Below are 640 nucleotides of genomic sequence, written 5' to 3' on the forward strand. Positions count from 1 at the left end.
CGACGAGGAACTCGCTGGTGTCGATCGACCCGATGACCTTGCGCGGCTCGATGCGCCCCGACGCGAGCAGCGCCGGCGTCCCCACCGGGCCCCAGCCACCACCGCCCGTCGCGTCGACGAAGCCGGCGACCAGGCCGAGCGGGGCGAGGAACCGCTTGCGCAGCGGGAGGCCCTGCCGACCCTTCGGCAGCCCGACGAACGTGAACCGCGACAGCACGTACACGCCCAGCGCCAGGAGGAGCAGCGACATGACCGGCGCGGCGAGCTCCGTCGACAGGTTCGACAGGAACGTCGCGCCCGCGAACGCGCCGATCGCACCGGGGACGCCGATCCGCACGACGACCTTCCAGTCCACGTTCCCGAACCGCCAGTGCGCCGCACCCGACGCGAGCGTCGTCCCGATCTCCGCGAGGTGGATCGTCGCCGACGCCGCCGCGGGGTTCGTCCCGATCGCGAGCAGGAGCGTCGTCGACGTCACGCCGTACGCCATGCCGAGGCTGCCGTCGACGAGCTGTGCGCCGAGACCCACGAGGGCCAGCAGGATGAGGGTCCGCACCGCGTCCTCCGTGCTCGGGATGGGCCGGGGCAGCCCCGACGTGTCCCGACAAGGTTGATCGAACGAGTCCAGTATGTGAAGCGC

The 640-nt window shown here is 72.0% G+C and carries 1 protein-coding gene; it reads right to left on the reverse strand.

Features of this window, described 5'->3' with window-relative positions:
* Nucleotides 1-556, reverse strand: a 556-nt coding sequence (locus tag G3I78_RS46790) for a sulfite exporter TauE/SafE family protein (protein WP_164436695.1), incomplete at its 3' end; no start/stop codon positions are given.
* Nucleotides 557-640 lie beyond the last annotated feature (84 nt).

The organism is Streptomyces sp. SID13726 (assembly GCF_010548375.1).
In the GTDB taxonomy this organism is placed as follows: Bacteria; Actinomycetota; Actinomycetes; order Streptomycetales; family Streptomycetaceae; genus Streptomyces.